A 25,947-nucleotide genomic window follows, 5' to 3' on the forward strand; every position below is an offset into this window, starting at 1 on the left:
GTCTGGGATACCGGGAAGAAAATATTGGGAAGCGACGCTAACGATATTCATGGCACCATTCCGGGACGTGGACGAAAGGCAGCCCGAACGCTCTCAGACGGCCCAGCCGAGCCGGACGCGGATGATCATCGTCCTCGGCCTGCTCGTCGCATTGGGCCCGCTGACCATCGACATGTACCTGCCGGCGCTGCCGAAGATCGCCGACGAACTGTCGTTGTCCTCCTCGGTGGCTCAGCTGACGCTGACGGGCACGCTGGCCGGCCTTGCGCTGGGGCAGCTGATCGTCGGTCCGCTGTCGGACTCCCTGGGGCGGAAGAAACCGCTGATCGCCGGAATCCTGCTGCACATGGCGGCCTCGCTGCTGTGCCTGTTCGCCTCGAACATCGCGGTCCTCGGCATCGCCCGCGGGTTGCAGGGTGTCGGGGCCGCCGCAGCCATGGTGGTCGCCATCGCGGTCGTCGGTGACCTGTTCGCCGACTCCGTGGCGGCCACCGTGATGTCGCGGTTGATGCTGGTGCTCGGAGTGGCGCCCGTGGTCGCGCCCTCGTTGGGCGCCGCGGTGTTGCTGCACGCCTCCTGGCACTGGGTGTTCGCCGCGCTGGTCGTGCTCGCCGGTGCGCTGCTGGTGATGGCCGTGCTGGCGCTGCCGGAGACGCTGGCCGTCGGCCACCGGCGACCACTGAAGGTGCGTGGCATCCTGGCCACCTACCTGGAGCTGGTGCGCGACGTCCGGTTCGTGATCCTGGTTCTCGTGGCCGCGCTGGGCATGTCCGGGCTGTTCGCCTACATCTCCGGCGCCTCGTTCGTGCTGCAGGGTCGCTACGGCTTGAGCCAGGGCACGTTCGCACTCGTCTTCGGCGCCGGGGCCATCGCGTTGATCGGCTCGACCCAGTTCAACGTCGTGCTCCTGCGCCGGTTCCCCCCGCAGCAGATCATGGTGTGGGCGTTGTTCGCCGCGTCGGTGTCGGGACTGGTGTTCGTGGGCCTGGCGACCGCGGGGATCGGTGGGCTGCCGGGATTCGTCGTGCCGGTGTGGGCGATCCTGGGCGCGATGGGACTGGTGATCCCCAACGCACCGGCGGTCGCGCTCACCCGCCACCCCGACGCGGCGGGGACCGCCGCGGCGCTGCTCGGGGCGGCCCAGTTCGGTCTCGGCGCTGCCGTCGCACCCGTCGTCGGTGTGCTCGGCAATGACGAGTTCGCGATGGCGACGGTGATGGCCACCGGCGTCGTCGTCGCGCTGATGGCACTGGTGCTGACCGGAGCGCACAAGGGCGTCCGCCCCGCCGGCGCTGCCGACGTCCACACTGAACGCGTCTGACCCGCCGCCGCCACGCTCACCGACTTGTCGGGCCCCGCGCCGATCCGTAGCGTCGGGCCGGACCATTTCGCGGCCTGCGCTGCGTACTTCGACCTCTAGCTGGAGATTTCGCCGACTTCCGTGCCGACCTTGCCGCTGCTCGACACCACCGCCACCCGTGCCCGGGACGCCGACCCGTGGCACGCATTGTGGGCGCTGCTGATCGGGTTCTTCATGATCCTGGTCGACGCGACCATCGTCGCCGTCGCCAACCCGTCGATCATGGCCCACCTGAACGTCGACTACGACGCAGTGATCTGGGTGACCAGCGCCTATCTGCTGGCCTACGCCGTGCCGCTGCTGGTGGCCGGCCGCCTCGGGGACCGGTACGGACCCAAGAACGTCTACCTGCTGGGGTTGGTGGTGTTCACCGCTGCCTCGTTGTGGTGTGGCTTGTCCGGCAGCATCGGGATGCTGGTCGCCGCGCGCGTGGTTCAGGGGGTGGGCGCGGCGCTGCTGACGCCGCAGACGCTGTCGGTGATCACCCGCATCTTCCCGCCGCACCGCCGCGGGGTGGCCATGAGCGTGTGGGGCGCCACCGCAGGCGTCGCGACGCTGGTCGGTCCGCTGGCCGGCGGCGTTCTGGTCGATCACCTGGGCTGGCAGTGGATCTTCATCGTCAACGTCCCGGTCGGGATCGTCGGCCTGGTGCTGGCCGTGTGGCTGGTCCCGACCCTGCCCACGGTGTCGCACCGCTTCGACATGCCCGGCGTGGTGTTGTCCGGTGTCGGCATGTTCCTGATCGTTTTCGCGCTGCAGGAAGGGCAGGCGTTCGACTGGCCGCTGTGGATCTGGGGGACCATCGCCGTCGGCGTGGTGACCATGGCGGTGTTCGTGTACTGGCAGTCGATCAACACCGGTGAGCCGCTCATCCCGCTGGTCATCTTCGGAGACCGCGACTTCTCGATGTCCAATGTGGGTGTCGCGACCATCGGCTTCGTCGCCACGTCGATGCTGCTGCCGCTGATGTTCTACGCCCAGTCGGTGTGTGGTCTGACGCCCACCCGCGCTGCGCTGCTCACCGCCCCCATGGCGGTCGCGACCGGTGTGCTGGCGCCGCTCGTCGGTCGCATCGTCGATCGCTCCCATCCGCGCCCGGTTGTCGGATTCGGTTTCTCCGTGATCGCGATCGGGTTGACGTGGCTGTCCATCGAGATGACCCCGACGACGCCCATCTGGCGACTCGTGTTGCCGCTGACCGCGCTGGGCATCGGGATGGCGTTCATCTGGTCACCGCTGGCCGCCACCGCCACGCGCAACCTGCCGCCGCAGCTGGCGGGTGCCGGCTCGGGGGTCTACAACACCACTCGGCAGGTGGGGTCGGTGCTCGGCAGCGCCGGCATGGCGGCGTTCCTGGCGTCCCGACTGTCGGCCGAGATCCCGGGTGGAGCCGATGCGGCGCCACGTGGGGAAGGTGCGGCGGCCCAGCTGCCGGAGTTCTTGCACGCGCCGTTCGCTGCGGCGATGTCGCAGGCCATGCTGCTGCCGGCGTTCGTCGCGTTGTTCGGGGTGGTGGCGGCTCTGTTCCTGCTGGGATTCGTCCGCACGCGCGCCACACCGACACCGGTTCCCGGGTCCGACCACTCCGGCGATGCCGACCCTGCCAGCCTCGCAAACCCTGCCGGCCTGGCCGCTCCTGCCGGCCCTGCCCACCATGTCGACCATGCCGACGATGGCGAGTTCGCCGACGATGACGACGACTATGTCGAGTACCTCGTCCACTGGGACGGGCACAGCGGCAACGGCCGAGGCGGCGACGACGAAACGGTCACCGAGGCGGTCACCGAACCGCTGGTCGGCGCGCCGCCCGCGGCTCGGTCGACGGCGGCGGACCAGCCGGAATGGCGCAGCATCGCCGAGCAGCTGCTGGCCGCCGCCGAGCGGGAGGATCTCGGTGACGGACCCACCGGCTACGGCAGGCACTCGCGGGCAGCGGACTGAGTCAGCGAGCCGCGTCCATCAGCGAGTCGAGTCGTTCGTTGGTCTTGGCCAGCACTGCCGTCAGCGCGCCGATGGCCTTCTCGCGAATCCTCGGCTTGTCCGGGATGGGGGGAATGACGTCGCGTAGCACGTTGAGTCGCGCCGACTGCAGCCAATCCATCAGCTCGGGGTCCTGCAGCCACCGCAGCTGCGCGCGGTTGTCGGCGGCCAGAATCCGCAACCAATCGACCGGCGTGTCCGGATGCGGAATGGGTTCGCACAACTCGTTGCGGACGGCGTCGTCGCCGTAGGCGGTCTCGACATGGGCGATGAACGCCGCACTGAACACTTGCTGACATCCCCGCACGCTCTGCAGCGTCAGGTGCCGATCGGCGAACACGGGCACCGAGGGAGGGCGGGGCAGGCCCGGAGTGGTGCAGTCGACGTACAGCGACCGCGGCGGTGCGTCGATCTCGCCGCCGCGCAGCACCACCCGACCCTCATCGACCCGGTCGATGTGCCCCAGTCGCACGACGTCGTCGATGCGCCGCAGTTCGGCGAGCTCTCCGAGGGACACGATCGCGCAGTGGTACATGGTGGGCCGCACCGTGGGGTCGAGGCGCAGCAGGTTCTGGTCGGCTTCCAGCCGGGCGAACAGGTCGTCGAGGTCGGCGGCCTCGGTGATCGCGGCCAGCCGGGTGTTGATGGTTCCCCGGATCTGCTTGGCGAACTGCTGACCCGGCTGGATGTAGGCCCGGTTCATCAGCCACGCCTCGCGCGGCCTCACCCAGCGCAGCTGCGCAGGAGCGACGCCGTTGCGCATCAGCCACAGGCAGCAGTCCATCCCGGTTTTGCCGCCGCCGACGATCGTGAAGTGCTCGTGGTCGCGGGCGTGTTTCGGCAGTTCGTTGGGGGTGACCACGTCGACGCCGTCACCGACCTCGAACGGGGCCGAGCGCATCGACTGCACCTCGGTGAGCAGATAGGTCGCATCGACCACCCGACGGCGCACCGTCACCGTGTGGGTCTGTCCGCCGAGGGTGCGGAACGTGTTGTCACCCAGGTAGCGGGCCATCGGGAAGTACGACAGCCGCCCGGTCGGCAGCAGCCGGTGGCGCATCACCCGGTCGTAGTAGGCGCACACCTCGTTACCCGTGGCCAGCTCGAAGAAGCCCTCGTTGGGGCCCGCCCGGTCGATGGCGTCCTCGTTGTCGAACGCCTCGGAGTTCACGCCGTAGTAAGCCGATGGCTGGTGCAGCCGCACAAACGGATAGACCCAGTTCCAGTGCCCGCCGGGCTGCAGATTGCCGTCGACGAGCACGACGGTGGCGTCCGTTTCGGTCAGCAGTGTGTCGACGAACGCCATCCCCATGGCGCCCGCCCCGATGACCAGGTAGTCAGCTTCGATGCCGGGCATGGGCCATCACGCTAACCGAACGCGGTGGCGGGATTCGGGCGCCCGGCGAGATCGTGCGTGACGTCGGGCAGAGCGGTGGTGTCGGCGCCGGCGGTTCCCAGCGCGAGGAAGGCGCCCAGTTCGACCAGCCGGTCGGGGGTGCCGGGAAGATAGTCGGTCAACTGCGCTGACCGGACGATGACCGCGACGTACTTGGCCCGGCTGACGGCGACGTTGAGGCGGTTGCGGTTGAGCAGGAACGCGATCCCGCGGGGGACGTCGTCGATCGAGGATGCGGTCATCGAGACGAACACCACCGGGGCCTGCTGACCCTGGAACTTGTCGACCGTGCCGGCCCGCACCTCGCCGAGCCCGGCGTCGTCGAGCCGGCGACGCACGGTGACGACCTGCGCGTTGTAGGGGGTGACGACGAGGAAGTCGGACGGCCCCAGCGGCCGGGTGCCCTTCTCGTCGGTCCACGGCACGCCGAGTAGTCCGCGGATCCCCGCGACGATCGCCGCGGCTTCCTCGGGGCTCTCGGTGGCGTTGCCGGTGTGCTCGACGGTCAGCACCTGTACCCCCGGCGGCACCCCGTCGAGCCGGCGGGCGGCAGTGACCTGGTCGTGCGAGCGCAACCGTCCGTCGTAGGACAGACGTGACACGGCCCGGCACACGTCGGGATGCATGCGGTAGGAGCGGTCCAGGAAGTAGCCGCGTCGCAGCGGCAGGGTGTGGTGCCCGTCGATCAGCCAGCCCAGAGCCGAGCCGTCCACCGGTTCGGGGTGGGTGCCCTGGCTGACCTGCGGCAGCTGTTGCGGATCCCCGAGCAGCAACAGGTTGCGGGCCGCTCGGGACACCGCGATGGTGTTGGCGAGGCTGAACTGCCCGGCCTCCTCGATGACCAGCAGATCCAGGCTCTGCGGTGCGATCCTGTTGGCGTTGGCGAAGTCCCACGCCGTCCCGCCGACGACGCATCCGTCGCGCCCGGTGATGAACTCCGCGTACTGGTCTCGGCCCAGCTCGGTCCACGCCGCGCCGGCCGCCTGCTTCTTGCCGACCCGGTCCCCGGCGACCCCGGCGGCCAGCAGGTCGCCGAACAGGTTCTCCACCACGGCGTGCGACTGGGCGACCACCCCGATGCGCCAGTGGTGGCGGTTGACCAGCGTCGCCAGCACCTGGGCGGAGGTGTACGTCTTGCCGGTGCCCGGCGGCCCGTGCACGGCCAGATACGAGTCGTCGAGGTCGAGCAGCGCACCGGTGATGTCGGCGACGATGTCGCCGGTGCGGGGCAACGGGTGTCCGCTACGGGTCCGCGGATCGATCCGCAGCAGCACGTCGGTCACCGCGCACGGGGCCAGTGTGGGCAGACGCTCGGCCACCGCCGCCGCGGCCACCGCGATCGACTCCTGCAGCGGCGCGGTGTTGATCGGCGGTCCCGGCGTCAACGCGAACGGCGCGGCGGTGAACGGCTCGCCGTCCTTGGGTTGGCGTTCGACGATCACCACCTCGCTGGGGACGTCGGGGTCGTCGGACTCGAGAACCGCCACCGAGGCGAAGCCGCGGCGGTCCGGATCGTCGGCCAGCCCCGGCGGTGCGGGCGGGTCGTAGAGCGCATACATCTCGCGGGACAGCTCACCGGAGGCGATACCGCCGAACAGCTTCAGGTGCCGCTGCGGACGGCGCGCCCTCGGCGGGGTGTGCCAGTCGGCGACGACCTCGTGCCGCTCGGCGATGAACACGCCACTGCTGTCGGCCCATTCCTCCACCGGATTGTTGACCCGGTCGAAGTGTGACCACCAGAACGGCTTGTCCTCGCGCTTGTGGAAGCCCTTGGCCGCGGCGTACATCGCGACGGCGATCTGTTCAGGATTACGGGCCTCGACGCCGTCCCCGGCGAATTTGAGCAGTGTCCGCTCGACGTCGTCGACGGGGGCGGGGTCGGCGGTGTCGGCGCCGCGCGCGATCGTCTGCGGGCCGCGGGGAGGCACCCCGGATTCGATGGCGCGCGCCATCAGCCAGTCCCGCAGCCGACGGGTGGAGCGGCAGTCGTAGCGGTTGTAGTCCTCGATGGCTTTCAGGACCGTCGCGGCGCCGTCGGCGTCTGCGGCGTCGCGCAGCTCGCAGAACCGGGCGTACTCGGTGATCGACGCCGTCGCGGTGGTGACCTCGCCGTCGCGCAGCTCGTTGCCCATGTAGAGCGGCTCGAGACTCTTGATGCTGTAGTTCTCGGTACCCACCCGGATGCTCTTGCGCACCAAGGGATACAGATCGACGAGCACGCCGTCGCGCAGCAGTTCGTCGACCTCCTGCTCGCCGACCCCGTAGCGGCCGGCCAGCCGCAGCAGCGTGCTCTTCTCGTAGGCCGCGTAGTGGTAGATGTGCATGCCCGGATGACGCTTGCGCCGCTTGCGCACCAGGGTCAGGAAGTCGCACAACGCCTGACGTTCCTCGGCGCGGTCGTGGGCCCAGAAGGGATGGAACTCATCGGTGATGCTGAGCACGCCCCACAGGTACTCCAATCCCCATTCGTGCCCGTCGGCCGTCCACAGCGGGTCACCCTCGAAGTCGAAGAAGAGGTCGCCCTTGTCCGCGTCGGGCAGCACCATCAAGGGCTGGGCGTCGACCACGCGGTACGGCGGCAGTCCGTCGGGCCGGTCGGTCACCTGCAGCCGGGCCTGCTCGGTCAGCGCCGCCACGGTGCGGGTCGCCAGTTCCGGCACCGGCCCGCTGTGCGCCGCCAGGTCGTGCACGGTCGTGATCCCGGCATCGATCAGCCGCGCGCGCTGGCTGACCCGCATGCCGGCGACCAGCAGCAGATCGTCGGTGGCCCGGACCTGAGCCTCGCATTCGGCGCACCGGAAACACGCCCGCACGGTGTCGTCCTCCCAGGCCACCGGCCTGCCGCCGGCGTGGTGGGTATCGAGCAGGCGTTGCAGCGCGTCGCGGCGCGGGCGGTACACCGGCGTGATCTCATCGAGGGGATAGCTGACCGCGGTGCCGTCCCCGAGGACGAGGTCGACCTCGGGGGCCACCGCAACTCCGGCTCCGGCCAGGGTCTCGGCATAGGCCGCCATCTGCAGCAGCGCCTCCACCTTGACCGACCTCGCCAGCTTGGTGTCGCGCAGCCGGTAGCGGGGTGTGCCGTCGGGTCCGTCTTCCAGAACGAGGAAGTCGGCGAAACCGGCGAAGCGGCCGTCGAACATCGCGGCCTGGAAGATCACCGGGGCGCGGCGCTCGATGGCGCGCAGCGTCTGCTCGGCCGCGGCAATCAGGCCCGCGACGGTGTAGTCGGGACGACCGATGACGACCACCTCGTGGTCGCGGCGCAGCCCGGCGAGGTGGCGCTGCTCGTGATCGTCGCCGAGCTCGGCGGTGCGGATGAGCAGTTCGTCATCGCCGACCACCGCGGGCCCGCGGCCGAGCCGCCCGTCGAACGACCGCAGCAGCGCGTACTCGCAGCGTGCCGCGGCGGCGAGGTCGGAGGCGCTGTAGATGACAGGACCGCTGTCGCCGGCGACGAACACGGGAGCCACTGTAGGGGAGCGCGCCGACACCCCCGCGGATCAGCATTCCTGGTCGTGATCTGGGCCTGATCTGCAGCCGGGAATCCTCTTTCGCGAACTTCAGCGCGGCGAGAAAGTCAGCCGGTGTTGCCGATCAGCTCCACGCCGCTGCCGTTCCACCGGAACTTGACGACGCTGTCGAGGCCGGGCATGCCGCTGGAGTACTGCAGCGCGACCGTGTCGCCGGTGGTCTGCGAGCTGTCCAGGCCGTTGAAGCCGTAGGTGTCGGGTACGCCGGTCGGGATGAACTTGCCGAGATGGAACATCACCGCCCGGGTGTTCGGGTTCTCGGAGTTGGTGTTGGCCTTGACGATGACGGCCGACAACTGGGCGCACTCGTTGTAGTTGCCGGCCATCGGCTCGGCCCGCCACCCCTGGCCGCTGCGTGGGTCGGGGGGAAGCTCGGAGACGGCCCGGGCCACCTCGGGGGCGGCCAGGTTCACCGCACACGGGTCGTCGGCGGGCGCGGTGCCCGGGACGGCGGTGTCGATCGTCGGGGGCGGCGCAGGGGCGTCGGCCTGCGTCGGGGACGGCGCCGTTGGTCCCGGCGTCTTGGACACCGTCGAATCTCCCGATCCGCAGCCGGTGAGGGCCAGCAGCAGGGCGCCCGACGCCGCCACAATCACCGCCGTCCTCCGCACAACAGCGCACCGTACCCGACGCCCGACGGCGCCGAAGAAGGCGCGCGGCGGGAGAGCCGGCCGATTGGCACTAGACTTCACCCACGATGACGCCCTCTGACGAGGCGCCCGACAGTGACGATCTGGCCGGCGACCTGACCTTTGCTGACCTGCAGATTCACCCCGCGGTGCTGCAGGCCGTCGGTGACGTCGGCTACGAGTCGCCCTCACCGATCCAATCCGCCACCATCCCCGCGATGCTCGAGGGCTCTGATGTGGTGGGTCTCGCCCAGACCGGAACGGGGAAGACGGCCGCGTTCGCGATCCCGATCCTGTCGAAGATCGACACCGACAGCCGCGCCACCCAGGCGTTGGTGCTGGCCCCGACGCGGGAACTGGCACTGCAGGTCGCCGAGGCGTTCAGCCGCTACGGCGCGCATCTGCGGGTCAACGTGCTGCCCGTCTACGGCGGCAGCTCCTACGGACCCCAGTTGGCCGGACTCAAGCGCGGCGCGCAGATCGTGGTCGGCACCCCCGGGCGGGTCATCGACCATCTGGAGAAGGGCAGCCTGGACCTCTCGCACCTGGACTACCTGGTGCTCGACGAGGCCGACGAGATGCTGCAGATGGGTTTCGCCGAGGACGTGGAACGCATCCTCTCGGACACCCCGGAGTACAAGCAGGTCGCGCTGTTCTCGGCCACGATGCCGCCGGGCATCCGCAAGATCACCGCCAAGTATCTGCACGACCCGGTGGAGGTGACGGTCAAGTCGAAGACCCAGACCGCCGAGAACATCACCCAGCGCTACGTGCAGGTGGCCGGGCCGCGCAAGATGGATGCGCTGACGCGGCTGCTCGAGGTCGAGCCCTTCGAGGCGATGATCGTCTTCGTGCGCACCAAGCAGGCCACCGAAGAGGTGGCCGAGAAGCTGCGTGCCCGCGGGTTCTCGGCGGCCGCCATCAACGGCGACATCCCGCAGGCGGTGCGCGAGCGCACGATCAACTCGCTCAAGGACGGATCGATCGACATCCTGATCGCCACCGACGTCGCAGCGCGCGGGTTGGACGTCGAACGCATCTCTCATGTTCTGAACTACGACATCCCGCACGATCCCGAGTCCTATGTGCACCGCATCGGGCGGACCGGGCGCGCCGGGCGGTCGGGTACCGCGTTGCTGTTCGTCACGCCGCGCGAGCGTCACCTGCTCAACGCCATCGAGCGGGTGACCCGGCAGAAGCTGGTCGAATCGCAGCTGCCGTCGGTCGACGACGTCAACGAGAAACGGGTGGCCAAGTTCAGCGACTCGATCACCGCGGCGTTGTCGTCGCCGGGTATCGAGTTGTTCCGCAAGCTCATCGAGACCTACGAACGTGACCACGACGTGCCGATGGCCGACATTGCCGCCGCGCTGGCGCTGCAGAGCCGCGACGGCGAAGAGTTCCTGATGACCGAACCGCCGCCGGAGAAGAGGCGTGAGCGCGCTGATCGGCCGGCCCGCTCCGGCGAGCAACGCGGTCCGCGGGAGAGGCGCAGCGACCTGGCGACCTACCGGATCGCGGTCGGCAAGCGCCACAAGGTCGCTCCCGGCGCCATCGTCGGCGCGATCGCCAACGAGGGTGGGCTGCACCGCAGCGACTTCGGCCACATCTCGATCAGGCAGGATTACTCGCTGGTCGAGTTACCGGCCGAACTGTCCAGGAAGACGCTGAAGGCGCTCGAGCACACCAAGATCCAGGGCCAGTTCATCAACCTGCAAGCCGACCGCGGCCCCAAACCGCATCGGGGGAAGCCCAAGTCGAAGTGACGGTGCCGTCCAGGCCTGCCGGTGTCGACGATGTCGGCGGTCTGGAATCGGTGACCACTTCGCGGCGGGTCGCGTCGCTGACCGGAATCCGCGCGGTGGCAGCACTTCTGGTGGTGCTCACCCATGCCGCGTACACCACCGGGAAGTACCCGCAGGGCTACGTCGGTCTGGTGTACTCGCGCATGGAGATCGGAGTGCCGATCTTCTTCGTGCTGTCGGGCTTCCTGTTGTTCTCGCCGTGGGTGAACGCCGCTTTCGCCGGAAGCCCGGCGCCGTCGGTGCGCCGCTATGCCTGGCACCGGGTCCGACGCATCATGCCCGCCTATGTCGTCACCGTGGTCGCGGCCTACCTCGTCTACCACTTCCGGACGGCCGGACCCAACCCCGGCCACACCTGGGAGGGCCTGTTCCGCAACCTGACGCTCACCCAGATCTACACCGACGACTACCTGTATTCCTTTCTGCACCAAGGGCTGACGCAGATGTGGAGTCTGGCTGTCGAAGTCGCGTTCTATGTGGTGCTCCCGCTGCTGGCCTACCTGCTGCTCGTGGTGCTGTGCCGGCGGCGCTGGCGTCCAAGGCTGCTGTTGTCGGGGTTGGTGGTGCTGGCCCTGGTGTCTCCGGCCTGGCTGATGTTGGTGCACAGCGTGGACTGGCTGCCCGACGGGGCGCGGCTGTGGCTGCCCGGCTATCTGGCCTGGTTCGTCGGCGGGATGGCGCTCGCGGCGCTGCAGCCGATGGGGGTGCGCGCCTACGCGTGGGTGTGCGTGCCGCTGGCGGTGGCGTGCTACTTCATCGCGTCGACACCGATCGCGGGGGAGCCGACGACCTCGCCGGCCGAGTTGCGTGAGGCGCTGGCCAAGACCGCGTTCTATGCCGTGATCGCCACGTTGGTGGTGGCGCCGCTCGCGCTGGGGCCGCGCCGGGACGGGGGGACCGCGCGCGGCTGGTATGCCCGGCTGCTGGCCAGCCGCCCGATGGTCTTCCTCGGTGAGATCTCCTACGAGATCTTCCTCATTCACCTCATCACGATGGAGCTGGTGATGGTGGAGATCGTGCGCTACCCGATCTACACCGGATCGGTGTGGTGGCTGTTCGTGGGCACGATGGTGGTGACGATCCCACTGGCGTGGCTGCTGCACCGGTTCACCCGCGTCCGGGCCTGACGGCACCGCCCGCTCTCTCGTTGAGTTAGGTTAAGCTCGCCTAACAAATGCTGTGAGAATCGAGGTGCCATGACGGATACGAAGCAATCGCGCGGGTTCGCGGGCGCCGTGCTCAAGCTGCTCCGCGCGGGCGACTACGAGCTGACCGTCACCGGACGCACCCAGGTCAGCCCGCACTATGTACGGCTGAGCTTCGCCGCCGGCGGCTTGCTGGAAGACCGGTCGCCACATCCGACCCAGTGGATCAGGATGTGGTTCCCCGATGGCGACAAGCTGCACCAGCGCGGCTACACGCTGGTCAACCCCGACCCGGTCGCCGACACCGTCGAGATCGAGTTCGCGCTGCACGACGGGGTGGCCTCGCGCTGGGCCGAACAGGCGCAGCCGGGTGACACGATCGAGGTCACCGTGCTGGGCAGCCACTTCGCGCTGCCCGAACCACGTCCCGCCGGATACGTCATCATCGGTGACACCGCCTCGCTTCCGGCGATCAACTCGCTGCTCGCGGCGATCGGCGACGCGCCCGCGCGGGTCTTCCTCGAAGCCGCCCACGACGACGACAAACAACTTCCGGTGGCCCGCAACGCCGAGGTGACGTGGGTGGATCGGCGCGACGCCGGGGCGGCGCTGGTGCAGACCGTCGAAGCGGCCGCGTTCGACGCCGCCGACCACTTCGGGTGGGTCGCCTGTGACAACCGCACCACCCGCGCGGTCGCCAAGGTGCTGCGCGAGACCTACAAGATCCCCCGCAAGTCGATCAAGGCGCAGGCCTACTGGGTCGCCTGACAGACCGGCTGCACGAGGGCGCCGGGGCTGCCGGGCTCACGGAAGCGCCTGTCGGCTCGGCAACATGATCGGCACGACGAACTCCTCGAGCATGGCCCGCTCGTCGGCGTCGTCGTGTCCGGGAAACAGCATCAACGACGTCATCACCCGCACCAGCCAGCGGGCGCGGTGGCCGACCGCGGCCGGATTGTCCCCGTCGGAACCCAGTGAGATCACGAACGCCTCGGTCAGCGCTTTGATCACTTCGGAGTTCTCGGCCATCTCCGCGCCGATCGGGCGTTGGGTGGTGGCGAACCACGACGTCAGCGCCGGGCTTTCGCGCACGTTTCGCAACGACGCCAGGATGCCCTCGATGAGGCGCTCCCGCGGATCGGTGAGCGCGGTGATCTGCTCGGTCATCTCCTGGTACAGGCGGTAGCTCTCCCGGTGCACATAGGCGGTGTAGAGCGCCTCGCGGTTCTCGAAATAGCGATACAGCGTCGCCCGCGAACACCCTGCCGCTGAGGCGATCTCGTGCATGCCGACCGACGCCGCCTCCTTCTCGGCGAACAGTTCACCCGCGGCGTCCAGGATGCGGTCGGCGGCCACCTCGGTGCGGCGCGCCGCGAGCCAGTCGCCGGCCATCAGCCGGTCACCGTGAACGGGACCGACAGCGGGCGACGCACGTAACTGCCGTCGGACCAGACGATCTCGTCCTCGTCGACGGTGAATTCGGGAATCCGCGCCAGCAGTTCGGTCAACGCGACGCGGGACTGCATCCGGGCGGCCGCGGCGCCGAGGCAGTGGTGCGCGCCGTGGCTGAATGTCAGGATGTTGCGCGGCCGCCGGGTGACATCGAGTTCGCCGGCATCCGAGCCGTATTGGCGTTCGTCGCGGTTGGCCGAACCGTAGAGGAACATCGCTCGACGGCCCTCGGGGATGGTGACGTCACCGATGGTGACGTCGCGGGTGACGGTGCGGCCCAGCATCTGTACCGGCGAGGTCAGCCGCAGGAACTCGTCGACCGCGTCGGTGATCAGGCCGGGGTCCTCGACCAGCAGGCGTCGCTGGTCGGGGCGCTGGTGCAGCAGCTGGACCGACCCACCGAGCATGCCGGTCGTCGTGTCGTTGCCGCCGGTCACCATCGTGAACGTGAACGCCAGGATCGACAGCACCCCGGAGATGTCGCCGTCGGCGCCGACGCCGGCGGCAACCAGATGTGAGACCGTGTCGTCCTCGGGCTCGGTGCGCCGACGCTCGATCAGCGCGGTGAAATAGCCCATCATCTCGCCGAGTGCATCGCCGACTGTGCCGAGCGCGCCGCCGACGCCGCCCTCGGCGGTGCTGGCCGCCACGATCGCGTCGGTCCAGCCGTCGAACTTTCCGCGGTCCGCCTCCGGCACGCCCAGGTAGTGCGCCACCACCATCGACGGCAGCGGCTTGAACAGTTCCGCGACGATGTCCCCGCCGCCGTGGGCGCGCATGCGCTCGATGCGCTCGACGACGAACTCGCGGACCTTCGGTTCGACGGCTTCCACCTGGCGCGGGGTGAAGCCGCGGGAGACCAGCTTGCGGAACTCGGTGTGTACCGGAGGATCCTGCATGACCATCGGCGGGTTGTCCGCCAACCCGATCAGGTCCAGCTCGCCGTAGTTGACCGTCAGGCCTTTCGCCGACGAGAACGTTTCGTGGTCACGAGCGGCGGCCCAGATGTCGGCGTGCCGGGACAGCACGTAGTAGTCGTTTTCGGGGTGGGTATCGGGGACCACGTGATGGACGGGGTCATGGTCGCGCAGCGCGCGGTACATCGGCCACGGGTTCGGCCAGGTGCTGGCATCGGCGAGCTGGAACCGCGCCGGGGAGTCTTGAGACAACATCGCTGTCATGTCTTATGGGTACGACATGTAGCGCATGTGTGTCAATAGCGGTGACCAGATCGCCGCCAACCGGGCGGGGGACTCAGATTGCGGCGCCCGGGTTCAGGATGCCCTCCGGGTCGAGTGCCTGCTTGATCCGCCGATTCAGCTCCATCGCCTCCGGGCCCAGCTGACCCGCCAGCCAGGGGCGCTTGAGCCGCCCGACCCCGTGTTCGCCGGTGATGGTGCCGCCCAGTCCGACCGCGACATCCATGATCTCGCCGAATGCGAGCTGCGCGCGCTGCTCCATGGCGGCGTCGGCGGGGTCGTAGACGATCAGCGGGTGCGTGTTGCCGTCCCCGGCGTGCGCGATCACCGAGATCACCAGGTCGTGGTTGGCGGCGATCTTGGCCACCCCGCTGACCAGTTCAGCCAGCGCCGGAAGCGGCACCCCGACATCTTCGAGCAGCAACGACCCCTTGGCCTCCACAGCGGGGATCGCGAACCGGCGCGCGGCCACGAAGGCCTCGCCCTCATCCGGATCAGAGGTCGAAAACGTCTCGGTCGCACCGTGTTCGGTGAACGTCGCGGCCATGAACGCGGCGTCCTCGGCGCCGGCGGGCCCGCGATCGTCGCTCGCGGCGACCATCATCGCGGCCGCGTGGCGATCCAGCCCCATGCGGAGCTTGTCCTCGACTGCGTTGATCGCGACCGAATCCATGAACTCCAGCATCGAGGGCCGGATCCGGCCGGTGATCGCGACGACCGCGTTGGCCGCAGCCTCCACCGAGTCGAACGTGGCCACCACCGTGCAGGCCGACTGTTGGGCGGGCAGCAGTTTGAGCGTGACCTCGGTGACCACCCCCAGAGTGCCTTCGCTGCCGACGAACAGCTTGGTCAGCGACAGCCCGGCCACGTCCTTCAACCGTGGCCCGCCCAGACGCACCGCGGTGCCGTCGGCCAGCACCACCTGAAGCCCGAGCACGTAATCGGTGGTGACCCCGTACTTGACGCAGCACAGCCCGCCGGCGTTGGTGGCGATGTTGCCGCCGATGCTGCAGATTTCGAACGACGACGGGTCCGGCGGGTACCACAGGCCGTACTCGGCCACCGTCTTCTTCACCTCGGCATTGAGCAAGCCGGGTTGCACCACCGCGGTGCGCGTGACCGGGTCGACGGAGATGTCCCGCATCTTCTCGGTGGACAGCACGATGCCGCCGTCGAGCGCGGTCGCACCGCCGGACAGGCCGGTGCCCATGCCGCGGGGGACCACCGCGACGCGATGGGCGCTGGCCCAGCGCAGCACGGCCTGCACCTCGTCGGTCCGCCGCGGACGGACCACCGCCATCGGTGTTCCCGCCGACGGATCAGCGGCGCGGTCGTGCCGGTAGGACTCGAGAATGTCCGGATCGGTGACGACCGTGCCGTCGGGTAGCGCGGCGATCAATTCCTGCAACACGGACACAGCCGCCAGTCTAGAGAGCCGAGCGCGACGATTCGGTGTTACAGGGGTGTTACGGCTAGGGTTTGGCGCATGCGGGACAGCGTCGTCTTCGCCCAGGTGAAGTCATTGAAACGGAAGCGCCACGCAGCGCATCTGTCGGGCACCGCGCTCGAGATCCATGTGCGGGCCGCGGCCGACAGCGCCGGCACGGCGTATCCGGCGTTCGTCGCCGACGAGCGCCTGGATGCGATCGCGCCCGGGCCCGTCACCACCATGGCCGCCCTCGAGCTGTGCCTGGTCGGTCTGTGGTACCGCGCGACCGACGGTTACGTGATCGCCGACCTCGATCTGGTCGAGCGGTTCGGCGAGCCGACCGGCCGGCGCTGGCTGCGGGCGGTCGGCGGATTCCTCAGGGAATACCTGAGCCCGCTGTAGCGTCCGGCGCGGCCGGTTGGGTGTCGAGGTCGCGCAGCGCAGGCAGGAACACCGCGACCACCCCCAACGCCAGCATCGGCAGCGACAGCGCCAGAAACGTCACGTGCAGCCCGGCCCCATCGGCCAATGGCCCGGCCAGGATCAGTCCCAGCGGGCCCGCGGCGTAGGCCAGTGACCCCATCACGCCGACAACGCGTCCCCGCAGGTGCGCGGGTGCACGAGTTTGCATTACGTAGTTGTAGATCGGCGCGATCGGACCGTAGACGAATCCGACCAGCGCACACAGCACCAGGATCACCGGCAGCGGCGGCAGGAACGCGATGACCGTCATCGCCGCGCCCAGGGTGATCACCGCGATCAACATGACGGTGCGGCGCTTCATGAGCTTCGCCATCACCGCGTACCCGAGCGCGCCCACCAGACCGCCGATGCTCAGCGCCATCAACACCCAGCCGAGCTGGGCGGGCTCGTCACGGTCGGTGAAGTACTTGGGGAACAGCACGCTTTCCATCGGCATGTAGAGCCCGGTGGCCACCAGATCCACGACCGCCAGCGTGCGCAGCACCCGGTTGTGCCACACGAAGCGCAACCCTTCGAGGATGCCGGCCCACACACTGCCCGTCAGCGCCGAGCGATCCGGAATGCCCGCACCCTCCAAGCGCAGCACCGAGATCGCCGCGATGGACAGCACGAACGTGCCCGCCGTCACCCACATCGTGTTGATGCCGCCCAGCGTCGCGATCAGCAGGCCGCCGATCCCCGGCCCGACGATGTAGGCCAGGTTGAACACCGCCTCGAAGTAGCTGTTGGCCCGGTCCAGGGACCAGCCGGCCCGCGCGGCGGCTTCGGGCAGCATCGTTTCGCGCGCGGTCATGCCCGCCGGATCGAACAACGCGCCCAGGGCGGCCAGCACGGCCAGCACCGCCACGTTGACGACGTCGGCGCCGAACAGCAACGCGAGCACCGGCACGGCGACCACCGACAGCGCCGACAGCGCGTCCGAGATCATCGACACCCGCCGCCGGCCCAGATAGTCGACCGCCGCGCCGGCGATCAGCGTCGCGGCCAGCAGCGGCAACGTCCCGGCCATCGCCACGATCGACGCGTCCAGGGCCGAGCCGGTGCGCTGCAGCACCAACCACGGGAACACCACGATCGAGATGCCGTTGCCCGTGCCCGCCATCAGCGCGGCGAACAGGATCAGCAGCAGAGGACCGCGCCTGCTCAACGGCGCATCGCGTGGGGTCATGGCGTATCGACGGGAATCTAGCAGCGCAGCGGGCGCCGCCACCACCGGTTTTCATGCGGCTCCGCCGGTGCTTGGCGGCGTCGTCGGGGTCGCGCCCCGCCGCCGCCTGCTTTCCGGTGGCGCCGCCAGCCCGGCCTACGGCTGCCGGCTTGGGGCTGCCAGCTTTTACCTACGGCCGGCGGCTTTTACCTACGGCCGCCAGCTTGAACCTCCGGCCGGCGGCCCGGACCTACGGCCGCCAGCTTGAACCTCCGGCCGGCGGCCCGGACCTACGGCCGCCAGCTTGAACCTCCGGCCGGCCGCCAGCTGCGAGGGCTCGCCAGTACCCGGGGGCTCGCCGAGTGTGAGCTCCGTGCGAAAAAGCGGCCTGGATTTCGCAGAGGATTCACGCTCGGCGCGGCGCGGCTGGCCGCGGCCGCCTCGGCCGGCAGCCGCGGTGACCGCGACGGCCAGCGCGGTGACCGCCATGGCCCGCCGCGACCGCCGCCGAGAGCGCTACCAGGCCGCGTCGACGTTGGCGGCGATCTGATCGGCCAGTCTGCGGGCCGTATCACCGGGATTGGCGCTGCAGGTGTTGACGTCGATGATGATGTTGTTGCGCTGCATCAACGCCCGCCCGCAGGCCCATCCCGGAGCCGCGGCCTCGGTGTAGACGGCGTTCGCTGTCAGCGCGCCGTCGGCGTTGGCCATGTGGGTGACGGTCCACTGCGATCCACTCTGGGTGTGGGTGTAGTTCTGGCAGGCGGGCCACCGCTCGGCGGAGACGTCGAAGAACTCGGCGGCCTTCTCCAGATACGGGAACAGCACGACTGCCTGCTTCGCGTAGTGGGCGAAGTCGTCTCCGTCGTTGAGGCTCTCGTCTCGTTCGGCGCGAAATCCGCTGTCTGCGTAAACCTGCGCTTCGGCGGCGCCGTCGATCGCCAGACATTCCGGCGGCGACATGATCGCGCTGTGGTCGGTCATCGCGTCATTCGACTCGGTCACTGTCATCGCAGGTGTACCCATCACGGCGGCTACCTGCTCCGGTGGCAGCAGCAGTCCGCCCAGCTCCCGCTCGACGAGGGGACGTGGGATCGTCGTTCGCGTCGGTGTCACCGTGTCGGCGCTACTGATCGTGTTGCCACAGCCGGCGACGAGAAGGCAGAGGCCCGCGATCGCGGCGGTCGACAGTCGCATGTGTGTTCCCCAATCAGCCTGATCGCCCGGCGCCCCCGCCGGAACAACGAAAAGCCTGGAGATCAATGGTGCGCCAACGGTCTCGCCCCGACGCCGAGGACCACGGCGTTTCGTGGTAACGATGAACGGTGCTTCTTGGTAACAAATGATGGGTCGCTCCTCGGATACCGCCGGAGCCGCGTTGCCCCATCCCCGCACCGGCCGGCTGTTCACCTCCCCGGTACGGCCCGGCTCGGGCTGGCCGGGGGACCCGGCGACCGCGCGTACGGCCGTCGCTGCCGAGCCCGCCGAGGTGGCTGAGCTGGCCGCATCCACCAGAACCGTCGCCCAGCTCGATGCGCGGGTATCGGTCTGTCGGGCGTGCCCACGGCTGGTGACCTGGCGTGAGGACGTCGCGGTCGGTAAGCGCAAGGCCTACGCCGACGAACCGTACTGGGGCCGTCCGGCGACCGGACTCGGTTCGGTGCGTCCGTCGGTGTGGGTGCTCGGCCTGGCGCCCGCGGCACACGGCGCCAACCGCACCGGCCGGGTCTTCACCGGGGACCGCTCCGGTGACTTCCTGTTCGCTTCGCTGTATCGCAGTGGTCTGGCCAATCAGCCGACCGCTGCCGACAGCGCAGATGGCTTGACACTCAATGACGTTCGGGTGGTGGCTGCGGTGCGATGCGCCCCTCCGGCCAACGCGCCCGAGCCCGCCGAGCGGGCGACGTGTGCGCCCTGGCTGGATGCCGAGTGGCGGCTGACCGGCGCGTCGGCGCAGGTGATCGTCGCGCTCGGCGGCTTCGCCTGGCAGTCGGCGCTGGCGCTGATCCGTCGGGCCGGCGGTGTGGTGCCCACACCCGTGCCGCGGTTCGGGCACGGCGCACTGACGACGGTGACGGTGCCCGGACGCTCCGGTCGCGAGGTGCGCGAGCTGTCCTTGCTGGGTTGTTTCCATCCCAGCCAGCAGAACACCTTCACCGGGCGGTTGACTCCGGCGATGATGGACGACATCTTCGCCACTGCTCTGCGGATCGGGCGCGCACAGTGACGCTCAGTGTCGCATTGCGCGCCCGATTCACCGGGAACACGGGTGCGGCCGCGTGGCGTTGACCGAGTAATGCGTCTCTCCGTTCTCGATCTCGTCCCCGTCCGCACCGACCAGAGCACCTCGGATGCGGTGGCTGCGACGACGCTGCTGGCCCAGACCGCCGACCAGCTCGGTTACACGCGGTACTGGCTGGCCGAACACCACAACATGCCCGCGGTGGCCGCGACGAGCCCGCCGGTGCTGATCGCCCACCTGGCCGCCCACACCTCGACGATGCGGCTCGGTTCGGGCGGGGTGATGCTGCCCAATCACGCGCCGCTGGCGGTGGCGGAACAGTTCGCGCTGCTCGAAGCCGCCCATCCCGGGCGCATCGATCTGGGCATCGGGCGCGCACCGGGCTCAGATCCGGTGACGTCGATGGCGCTGCGCGGTGCTGCGGGCCGTGACGACCGTGACATCGAGGCGTTCCCGTCCTACCTCGACGACGTGGTGGCGCTGATGAGCAGCGCCGGGGTGCGGGTGCCTCTGCCCCGGGACCTGATGCGGGAGAACTACATCCTCAAGGCCACCCCCGCGGCGGTCACCGAACCCAAGCTGTGGCTGCTCGGCTCGTCCATGTACTCGGCGCATCTCGCCGCGGCCAAGGGCCTGCCCTACGTGTTCGCCCACCACTTCTCCGGCCAGGGCACCGAGGAGGCCTTGCAGACCTACCGAGACGAATTCCGCCCCAGTGACCTGGCGGCCGAACCGCTGACGTTCCTGACGGTCAATGCCGCCGTCGCCGACACCGCCGCGGAGGCGGAGCGGTTGCTGCTGCCGAACCTGCAGATGATGGCGCGGCTGCGCACCGGGCAGCCGCTGGGCCCGCTGAACCTGGTCGAGGACGCCGAGGCCCGGCAGCTCAGTCCGCGCGAATTGGCGGTGGTCGACGCGGGTCGGCGCCAGGCCGTCGTCGGCGCGCCGGCCGAGGCCGCCGATCAACTGCGGGCGCTGGCCGAGCGGTTCGGGGTGGACGAGGTGATGGTCAACCCGGTGGCGGCCGCGTTCCGTGGCACCGACCCGGACACCGCCCCGGCGCGGGAGACGACGCTGGAGCTGCTGGCCAAGGAGCTCTTCTAAGACCCGCTCGATCGGGGTGTCAACCGCACAATGGGGATCGGCCGCGTCGTGCGCTTCTGATAACCGTTGTAGCGGTTGGAGTTCTGTTCGTTGACCTTGTCCCACATGCGCGCGTAGTCGGGATCGTCGGGCAGTACCGGCTTGGCGGTGACGGGGACCCGCTGCGGACCGATGTTGACCTCGATGTCCGGGTGGGCCTTGAGGTTGTGATACCAGCCCGGGGCCTTGGGGTCGCCGCCCTTGGAGGCGACGACGAGGTAGTCGCCTCGATCGGGGAAGTACGACAGCGTGTTGGTGCGCTGCTTGCCGGTCTTGGCGCCGACGGTGTGCAGCAGCAGGCTGGGCGGCACGCCGGGCAGCGGGATGCGGTGCCCGATGCGGCCGTTGCTCTTCTTGTAGAGCGTGTCATGCAGCATCAGCATCCGGACGCCGATGTTCTGTTCGAGCCAGCGCGTGATGTTCAAGGGTCACTCCTTCTCGTCGGCGTCGATCCGCGCCAGGGCCTCGCGCAGCAGTCGGCCGGTCTGTTCCCGGTCGGGGTCACGGCGCACCAGCATGCCTTTGGCGAACTTCAGTTTGTCACCGTCGCGGCGCGGAACCACGTGCAGATGAATGTGGAACACACTCTGAAAAGCGGCTTTACCATCGTTGATGGCGATGTTGTTGCCGTCGGCGTGCAGCCCGGATGCGCGCGCGGCCTTGGCGATGCGTTGCCCGATGGTGGTCATGGTCGCCACGGTGTGCGGCGGGGTGTCGGTCAGGTCGACGGTGTGGCGCTTGGGGATCACCAGCGTGTGTCCCTGCGTGAACGGCCTGATGTCGAGGATGGCGAGGTGCTCGTCGTCCTCCCAGATCCGGACGGCTGGGGCGTCGCCGGCGACGATGGCGCAGAACACGCAGGACATTCCGCCACCGTAGCCGGTCATCCGGTGAGCGCCGCTCGCCAGGCGGCGAGCTTGGCCGAAAACGCCGCGGTGTGCGCCGGGCTGGTCGACGGGAGTCGCTGGCCGGGTGGGTGGGGGAGTGCGACGAGGCGCCGGTAGTTCTTCTCCGCGGCAGCGCCGTTGAAGCAGATCCGGGTGATGGTGGGGTGGCCGGCGAAGAACCGGCCGAAGTCGTTGGCCGTCATGCTGTCCGGTTCCACGGAGGTGTCCAGGCTGCCGACCCGGCGGCAGGATCGCAGCACGTCCCACACCGCGACCCCGGCGCCGGTGAGTGCGTCGACCCGCTCGGGATACGGTGCGGCCGCGTCGAAGCCGTACAGCTCGGCGGTGATCGCCCAGAACGCGTTGCGGGGGTGCGCGTAGTACTGCTGGTCCTGCAGCGACCGCACACCGGGCATGTTGCCCAGGATCAGGTCCCGCGCCCCGGTGGCGACCAGCGGGGCGAAGCTGTTCAGGATCGGTGAGGCCATCGCTCCTGTGTAGCGCACCCACGTAGGTTGGGCACGTGACCGACCATGGGGATCTCGAGGCGTCCGGGCTGCTCGACGGGCTGGACGGGCAGGCGCGCGTCGAGCGCGCCGAGCTGATCAGCTGGCTCCTCGACCAGGGGGTGGCCCTCGACCAGATCCGCGGCAATTCGGCGCCGATGCTGCTCGCTTCCCGGCGGATCATCGGTGACGACGGCGAATACGTCTCGGCCCGCCAGGCCGCCGAGAAATTTAACGTGGACGTCGAGTTGTTCGTCCGGATCCAGCGCGCCATGGGTCTGCCGCGGGTCGACGACCCCGATGCCGCGGTGTTCCTGCGCGCCGACGCGGAGGCGGCGAAGTTCACCCGCGACTTCCTCGACGCCGGGATCGACCCCGACGAACTGGTCCAGATCACCCGGCTGCTCGGTGACGGTCTGGCCAGGGCGGCCGAGGCGATGCGGTACGCCACGCTGGCCGCGGTGATCCGGCCCGGGGCCACGGAATTGGAGATCGCCCAGGCGTCGGCGGCTTTGGTGACCAACCTGGCGCCGCTGCTCGGACCGATGATCCAGGACATGCTGCAGCTGCAGCTGCGGCATGCCATCGAGACGGAGGCCGTCAACGCCGTCGAACGCGCCGAGGGTCAGCACCTGCCAGGTGCCCGGCAGGTGACGATCGGGTTCGCGGATCTGGTCGGGTTCACCCGGCTGGGCGAGAAGGTGCCGCCGGAGGATCTGGAGCGCCTTGCGCAACGCCTGGCCGACCTGACGCGGGAGGTGGCGACCGCGCCGGTCCGATTCGTCAAGACCATCGGCGATGAGGTGATGATGGTCAGCCCGGAGCCCGCTGCGCTGCTCGACGCCGTGCTGCAGCTGGTCGAGGTGACCAACGGCGACGACGACTTTCCCAGCCTGCGGGCCGGGGTGGCCAGCGGCATGGCGGTGAGCCGGGAAGGGGACTGGTTCGGCAGCCCCGTCAACCTCGCGGCCCGGGTGACCGGTGCCGCCCGACCGGGCTCGGTGCTGGTGGCCGAACCGGCCCGCGAGGCGATCGGCGACGACGACCGCTTCACCTGGTCGTTCGCCGGGGCCAGGCATCTCAAGGGCATCAAGTCGGATGTGAAGCTGTTCCGGGCGCGCCGGGCCGGCTCAGCGTGACGGGCTGAACGTCCGCAGGCGCAGGCTGTTGCTGACCACGAACACCGAGCTGAACGCCATGGCCGCGCCGGCGATCATCGGATTCAGCAGTCCCGCCGCCGCCAACGGCAGCGCGGCGACGTTGTAGGCGAACGCCCAGAACAGGTTGCCCTTGATGGTGCTCAACGTCCTTCGGGACAGCCGGATGGCGTCGGGCACCGCGCGCAGGTCGTCGCTGACCAACGTCAGGTCGCTGGCCTCGATGGCGACGTCGGTCCCGCCGCCCATCGCCAGGCCGAGGTCGGCCTGCGCCAGCGCCGCCGCGTCGTTGACCCCGTCTCCGACCATGGCGACCACCCTGCCCTCGTGCTGCAGCCGGACGACCGTGTCGACCTTGTCCTGCGGCAGCACGCCGGCCACCACCTCATCGATGCCGACCTGTCGGGCCACCCTCCGCGCGACCGCCTCGTTGTCACCGGTCACCATGATCGGTGTCAGGCCAAGTCTTTTCAGCAGCGACACCGCCTCCGCAGAGGTCTCTTTGACGGCATCGGCCACCATCACAAGACCGCGAGCCTGGCCGTCCCAGCCGACGGCGACGACTGTTCGCCCGTCCCGCTCGGCGCGCTGCGCCGCGTCGGCCAGCTGTTCGGGGATGTCGTAGGCGCGCTCGGTGAGTAGTCGTAGACGACCCACCAGGACGGCGCGGCCGTCGAGGACGCCTTCGACACCCATTCCGCGCAGGTTCGAAAAGCCTTGTGCTGTGGGCAGTTCTCCGAGCTCGGTGCGGGCGCCGGCGGTGATGGCCCGGGCGATGGGATGTTCCGACGAACTCTCCAGCGCCCCGGCGACCCGCAGCACCTCGTCGCGGCTTTCGCCGTCGGCGGCGGTGACGCCGGCCAGCGTCATGGTGCCGGTGGTGACGGTCCCGGTCTTGTCGACGACCACGGTGTCCACCCGCCGCGTCGACTCCAGGATCTCGGGCCCCTTGATGACGATGCCCAACTGCGCGCCGCGCCCGGTTCCGACCATCAACGCGGTCGGGGTGGCGAGCCCGAGCGCGCAGGGGCACGCGATGATCAGCACCGCGACGGCCGCGGTGAACGCCGTCGACACGGCGGCGCCCGAGACGATCCAGAACCCCAGAGTGGCCACCGCGAGAGCGATGACGACCGGCACGAAGACACCCGAGATCCGGTCGGCGAGCCGTTGGGCCGGGGCCTTGCCGTTCTGCGCCTGCTCGACCAGCCGGGCCATCTGCGCCAGTTGCGTTTCGGAGCCCACCCGCTCGGCTCGGACCACCAGGACGCCGTCCACGTTGACTGTCGCGCCCACCACCTGGTCGCCGACCGACACCTCCACCGGGACCGATTCCCCGGTCAGCATCGACGTGTCCACCGTCGAAGAGCCTTCGACGACGACGCCGTCGGCGGCCACCTTCTCGCCGGGCCGGACCACGAATTCGTCACCGGTGCTGAGCAATTCGATGGGTATGCGCTGTTCGCCGTCGGGCCTGCGCACCGAGACGGTTTTGGCGCCCATCTGCAGCAGGGCGCGTAACGCGTCCCCGGCGCGGCGTTTGGCCCGTGCCTCGAAGTAGCGGCCCGCGAGGATGAACGTCGTCACCCCGGCGGCGACCTCCAGGTAGATGTTGGCGCTGCCGTCGGTGTGTTCGACGGTGAACTCGAAGGCATGGGTCATCCCGGTGTGCCCCGCCGTGCCCCAGAACAGTGCGTAGAGCGACCACCCGAAGGCGGCCAGGGTGCCTAGGGAGATCAGCGTGTCCATCGTCGCTGCCCGGTGCCTCAGATTCGTCCACGCCGCGACGTGGAACGGCCAGGCACCCCACACGACCACCGGGGCGGCCAGCGTCAGCGACAACCATTGCCAGTTCGGGAACTGCAGCGCCGGCACCATCGCCATGGCGATCACGGGTACCGACAGCGCAAGGCAGATCAACAGGCGCCGGCGCAGCGCCGCCGACGCATCCTCGGCCTGCGGCTGGTCGTCGGCCTCGGCCTCGGGGAGGGTGGCCCGGTAGCCGGCGGCCTCGACGGTGGCGACGAGGTCCCGCGCGGTGACGTGGTCGCCGAGTTCGACCCGGGCCTTCTCGGTGGCGAAGTTGACCGAGGCGCTGACACCGTCGAGCCTGTTGAGCTTCTTCTCGATGCGGGAAGCGCACGACGCACAGGTCATGCCGCCGATCGACAGTTCAACGGTGCTCATGGCGTCGCTCAGTTCGCCAGCTCGTAGCCGGCTTCTTCGACGGCGTCGCGGAGGGTGGCGTCGTCGACGGGGGAGTCACTGCCGATGGTGACCTTCCCGTCGGACAGGTCGATGTCGACGTCGACGACGCCGGGGATGCTGGTGAGTTCGGCCCGCACGGCCGATGCGCAGGCATCGCAGCTCATGCCGGTCACGGTGATGGTCGTGGTGCTCATGGCGGTCCTCTCGGTCGTAGACTGCAGCGTCGCTGACGTCCTGTGTACCATA

The 25,947-nt window shown here is 69.4% G+C and carries 22 protein-coding genes; 9 read left to right on the forward strand and 13 right to left on the reverse strand.

Annotation, left to right across the window (positions count from 1 at the left end):
* Nucleotides 1-49: 49 nt before the first annotated feature.
* Both ACEWX3_RS08820 and ACEWX3_RS08825 read left to right on the forward strand, forming a co-directional pair.
* The gene (locus ACEWX3_RS08820) at nucleotides 50-1,321 is read left to right on the forward strand and encodes a multidrug effflux MFS transporter (protein ID WP_374159203.1); all 1,272 of its coding nucleotides are present in this window, start codon (nucleotides 50-52) and stop codon (nucleotides 1,319-1,321) included.
* Nucleotides 1,322-1,534: 213 nt separating this feature from the next.
* A complete protein-coding gene (locus ACEWX3_RS08825) occupies nucleotides 1,535-3,301 on the forward strand; it encodes an MFS transporter (protein ID WP_374159814.1) in 1,767 nt (588 codons plus the stop codon).
* A 1-nt stretch (nucleotide 3,302) separates the two neighbouring features.
* On the opposite strand, the gene ACEWX3_RS08830 is transcribed toward ACEWX3_RS08825, so the two are convergent.
* The 3 genes from ACEWX3_RS08830 to ACEWX3_RS08840 form a co-directional block, all read right to left on the reverse strand.
* The gene (locus ACEWX3_RS08830; RefSeq protein ID WP_374159204.1) at nucleotides 3,303-4,697 is read right to left on the reverse strand and encodes an NAD(P)/FAD-dependent oxidoreductase; all 1,395 of its coding nucleotides are present in this window, start codon (nucleotides 4,695-4,697) and stop codon (nucleotides 3,303-3,305) included.
* A gap of 11 nt (nucleotides 4,698-4,708) precedes the next feature.
* Complete coding sequence (locus ACEWX3_RS08835) at nucleotides 4,709-8,200, reverse strand: TM0106 family RecB-like putative nuclease (protein WP_374159205.1); 3,492 nt, start codon at nucleotides 8,198-8,200, stop codon at nucleotides 4,709-4,711.
* Nucleotides 8,201-8,316: 116 nt separating this feature from the next.
* Nucleotides 8,317-8,880, reverse strand: a complete 564-nt coding sequence (locus tag ACEWX3_RS08840; RefSeq protein WP_374159206.1) for an LppP/LprE family lipoprotein — start codon at nucleotides 8,878-8,880, stop codon at nucleotides 8,317-8,319.
* An 86-nt stretch (nucleotides 8,881-8,966) separates the two neighbouring features.
* Between ACEWX3_RS08840 and ACEWX3_RS08845 the strand changes: the two genes are divergently transcribed.
* The 3 genes from ACEWX3_RS08845 to ACEWX3_RS08855 all read left to right on the forward strand — a co-directional run bounded on the left by ACEWX3_RS08845 (nucleotide 8,967) and on the right by ACEWX3_RS08855 (nucleotide 12,616).
* On the forward strand, nucleotides 8,967-10,664 hold the full coding sequence (locus ACEWX3_RS08845) for a DEAD/DEAH box helicase (protein WP_221362379.1): 1,698 nt from the start codon (nucleotides 8,967-8,969) through the stop codon (nucleotides 10,662-10,664).
* Nucleotides 10,661-11,830, forward strand: coding sequence for an acyltransferase family protein (locus ACEWX3_RS08850; RefSeq protein WP_374159207.1), 1,170 nt, complete (start codon nucleotides 10,661-10,663; stop codon nucleotides 11,828-11,830). Before ACEWX3_RS08845 ends, ACEWX3_RS08850 begins: the two co-directional genes overlap by 4 nt.
* Nucleotides 11,831-11,899: 69 nt before the next feature.
* Nucleotides 11,900-12,616 (forward strand): siderophore-interacting protein, encoded by a 717-nt coding sequence (locus tag ACEWX3_RS08855; RefSeq protein ID WP_374159208.1) that lies wholly within the window; start codon nucleotides 11,900-11,902, stop codon nucleotides 12,614-12,616.
* 36 nt (nucleotides 12,617-12,652) lie between these two features.
* Here the strand turns inward: ACEWX3_RS08855 and ACEWX3_RS08860 are convergent, their stop codons facing one another.
* From ACEWX3_RS08860 to ACEWX3_RS08870, 3 genes are all read right to left on the reverse strand, one after another.
* Nucleotides 12,653-13,240 carry a TetR/AcrR family transcriptional regulator gene (locus ACEWX3_RS08860; RefSeq protein WP_207066919.1) on the reverse strand — a complete coding sequence of 196 codons (588 nt, stop codon included), beginning with the start codon at nucleotides 13,238-13,240 and terminating at the stop codon, nucleotides 12,653-12,655.
* Nucleotides 13,240-14,481 carry a cytochrome P450 gene (locus ACEWX3_RS08865; protein ID WP_374159209.1) on the reverse strand — a complete coding sequence of 414 codons (1,242 nt, stop codon included), beginning with the start codon at nucleotides 14,479-14,481 and terminating at the stop codon, nucleotides 13,240-13,242. The genes ACEWX3_RS08860 and ACEWX3_RS08865 overlap by 1 nt, the downstream gene beginning before the upstream one ends.
* A 73-nt stretch (nucleotides 14,482-14,554) precedes the next feature.
* A complete protein-coding gene (locus ACEWX3_RS08870) occupies nucleotides 14,555-15,916 on the reverse strand; it encodes an FAD-binding oxidoreductase (RefSeq protein ID WP_374159210.1) in 1,362 nt (453 codons plus the stop codon).
* A 69-nt stretch (nucleotides 15,917-15,985) separates the two neighbouring features.
* Between ACEWX3_RS08870 and ACEWX3_RS08875 the strand changes: the two genes are divergently transcribed.
* Nucleotides 15,986-16,330 carry a hypothetical protein gene (locus ACEWX3_RS08875; protein WP_374159211.1) on the forward strand — a complete coding sequence of 115 codons (345 nt, stop codon included), beginning with the start codon at nucleotides 15,986-15,988 and terminating at the stop codon, nucleotides 16,328-16,330.
* On the opposite strand, the gene ACEWX3_RS08880 is transcribed toward ACEWX3_RS08875, so the two are convergent.
* Complete coding sequence (locus tag ACEWX3_RS08880) at nucleotides 16,305-17,579, reverse strand: MFS transporter (RefSeq protein WP_207066915.1); 1,275 nt, start codon at nucleotides 17,577-17,579, stop codon at nucleotides 16,305-16,307. The genes ACEWX3_RS08875 and ACEWX3_RS08880 overlap by 26 nt on opposite strands.
* Nucleotides 17,580-18,074: 495 nt before the next feature.
* A complete protein-coding gene (locus ACEWX3_RS08885) occupies nucleotides 18,075-18,755 on the reverse strand; it encodes a sensor domain-containing protein (protein ID WP_207066914.1) in 681 nt (226 codons plus the stop codon).
* Nucleotides 18,756-18,903: 148 nt separating this feature from the next.
* Here ACEWX3_RS08885 and ACEWX3_RS08890 point away from each other — a divergent pair, with 148 nt between their 5' ends.
* Together ACEWX3_RS08890 and ACEWX3_RS08895 are read left to right on the forward strand one after the other, a co-directional pair.
* Nucleotides 18,904-19,785: a uracil-DNA glycosylase gene (locus tag ACEWX3_RS08890; RefSeq protein WP_374159212.1), complete on the forward strand. Its 882-nt coding sequence runs from the start codon at nucleotides 18,904-18,906 to the stop codon at nucleotides 19,783-19,785.
* A gap of 69 nt (nucleotides 19,786-19,854) precedes the next feature.
* On the forward strand, nucleotides 19,855-20,904 hold the full coding sequence (locus ACEWX3_RS08895; RefSeq protein ID WP_374159213.1) for an LLM class flavin-dependent oxidoreductase: 1,050 nt from the start codon (nucleotides 19,855-19,857) through the stop codon (nucleotides 20,902-20,904).
* Here ACEWX3_RS08895 and ACEWX3_RS08900 read toward each other — a convergent pair.
* From ACEWX3_RS08900 to ACEWX3_RS08910, 3 genes are read right to left on the reverse strand one after another with little or no spacing between them, the layout of a single operon-like run.
* Complete coding sequence (locus ACEWX3_RS08900) at nucleotides 20,901-21,368, reverse strand: nitroreductase family deazaflavin-dependent oxidoreductase (RefSeq protein WP_207066911.1); 468 nt, start codon at nucleotides 21,366-21,368, stop codon at nucleotides 20,901-20,903. The two genes, ACEWX3_RS08895 and ACEWX3_RS08900, sit on opposite strands and share 4 nt — an antisense overlap.
* A 3-nt stretch (nucleotides 21,369-21,371) precedes the next feature.
* Nucleotides 21,372-21,809, reverse strand: a complete 438-nt coding sequence (locus tag ACEWX3_RS08905) for an HIT family protein (RefSeq protein WP_221363137.1) — start codon at nucleotides 21,807-21,809, stop codon at nucleotides 21,372-21,374.
* Between the two features lie 17 nt (nucleotides 21,810-21,826).
* Nucleotides 21,827-22,318, reverse strand: coding sequence for a DNA-deoxyinosine glycosylase (locus tag ACEWX3_RS08910; RefSeq protein WP_374159214.1), 492 nt, complete (start codon nucleotides 22,316-22,318; stop codon nucleotides 21,827-21,829).
* 35 nt (nucleotides 22,319-22,353) lie between these two features.
* Between ACEWX3_RS08910 and ACEWX3_RS08915 the strand changes: the two genes are divergently transcribed.
* A complete protein-coding gene (locus ACEWX3_RS08915) occupies nucleotides 22,354-23,475 on the forward strand; it encodes an adenylate/guanylate cyclase domain-containing protein (protein WP_374159215.1) in 1,122 nt (373 codons plus the stop codon).
* Here ACEWX3_RS08915 and ACEWX3_RS08920 read toward each other — a convergent pair.
* Together ACEWX3_RS08920 and ACEWX3_RS08925 are read right to left on the reverse strand one after the other, a co-directional pair.
* Entirely contained in the window at nucleotides 23,467-25,680 is a 2,214-nt protein-coding gene (locus ACEWX3_RS08920; RefSeq protein WP_374159216.1) for a heavy metal translocating P-type ATPase, read from the reverse strand. The genes ACEWX3_RS08915 and ACEWX3_RS08920 overlap by 9 nt on opposite strands.
* An 8-nt stretch (nucleotides 25,681-25,688) precedes the next feature.
* The gene (locus tag ACEWX3_RS08925) at nucleotides 25,689-25,895 is read right to left on the reverse strand and encodes a heavy-metal-associated domain-containing protein (RefSeq protein ID WP_207066907.1); all 207 of its coding nucleotides are present in this window, start codon (nucleotides 25,893-25,895) and stop codon (nucleotides 25,689-25,691) included.
* Nucleotides 25,896-25,947 lie beyond the last annotated feature (52 nt).

Origin of the sequence: Mycobacterium sp. G7A2 (genome assembly GCF_041902445.1) — a bacterium.
In the GTDB taxonomy this organism is placed as follows: domain Bacteria; phylum Actinomycetota; class Actinomycetes; order Mycobacteriales; family Mycobacteriaceae; genus Mycobacterium.